This is a genomic window from Microcoleus sp. Pol12A5 (assembly GCF_036701435.1).
Classification (GTDB): domain Bacteria; phylum Cyanobacteriota; class Cyanobacteriia; order Cyanobacteriales; family Microcoleaceae; genus Microcoleus.
In genome coordinates, this window is sequence record NZ_JAUBQU010000323.1 from 1 (window position 1) to 1,012 (window position 1,012).

A 1,012-nucleotide genomic window follows, 5' to 3' on the forward strand; every position below is an offset into this window, starting at 1 on the left:
AACAATGAAAATTATTTTTGATGAATATCTACCAAAATGGAATTATCGTGCCGTTCCGACTATTTAGCAGACGCTAAAGTTATTAAATTTTCATTCCTAAAGCAACAGTGTAGGCGCACCGACTTCAATATCTTCAAGGGTAAGGGTATGATTATCTAAAAATTGGGTAATAGTTGCCCAAGATTTTACTCCACCCAGTTTAGTAATTTTGACTAATGCAATTCGTTGTTCTGTTTTAGTTAAATCTGCTGTTTTTAATGAATAAAGGGCAAGTTCTGACTCTTTTCTAATGCCATGAGCTTGACCAACGGATAACTCAACTACATTCTTTTTCGCATCAACTTGTCGAACAAATCCAGTGAGTTCTAAGGTTTTAATAGTATTGTCAAAAAAGCTGCGATCGCCCTCTCCCTGCAACATGGGGGTTTGTCGTCGTTCAGCCACATTAATTTTCGCTAAAATTCGATTATGAAAAACCTTTGCTGAAGTTTCTGTTCCCAATTCTTTGAGCGATTTCAACAACCAATAGGTTAACGCTCCATTCTGTTCAGTGCCTTCAAATACTCTTTCATAAGCGTATTCATTCTCTTGACAAGCAGCGACTAAAACATAACCCTTCGGTTCCAGGAGCTTACTTTTACTATTAATACTACGAGCGTTTCCCTGATCTAGGTTTGACTTTTTATTGTAGGTTTTCCAGTTTTGAATTAACTCCTCCATTGATGCAACTAAACTATCGGTAGGGCGAGGAGTCATATCAATTATATCCACACCCCGCACTCCTTTATCCTGATCATTACGGGCTGCGCCACCAGAATGACAACTATCTAAAACCAAAGTAACAATTAACCCTTTATCCACCATTTTTTGCATCAGAAAAGCTAATTATACATCTCGAATATAACGAGCATCTGAACGACTAATATCTGTAGCAACCAGGGTAAACGCATCTTAATTTCAACCTAAAACATGATAAGATGAAGTATTTAGGTAAATCAAGTGCGTAATTCAT

At 37.1% G+C, this 1,012-nt stretch carries 1 protein-coding gene; it reads right to left on the bottom strand.

Annotated features, from left to right (window positions below):
- Positions 1–96: 96 nt before the first annotated feature.
- Positions 97–873, bottom strand: coding sequence for a caspase family protein (locus tag QUA45_RS29025; protein WP_333223423.1), 777 nt, complete (start codon positions 871–873; stop codon positions 97–99).
- Between the last annotated feature and the right edge of the window lie 139 nt (positions 874–1,012).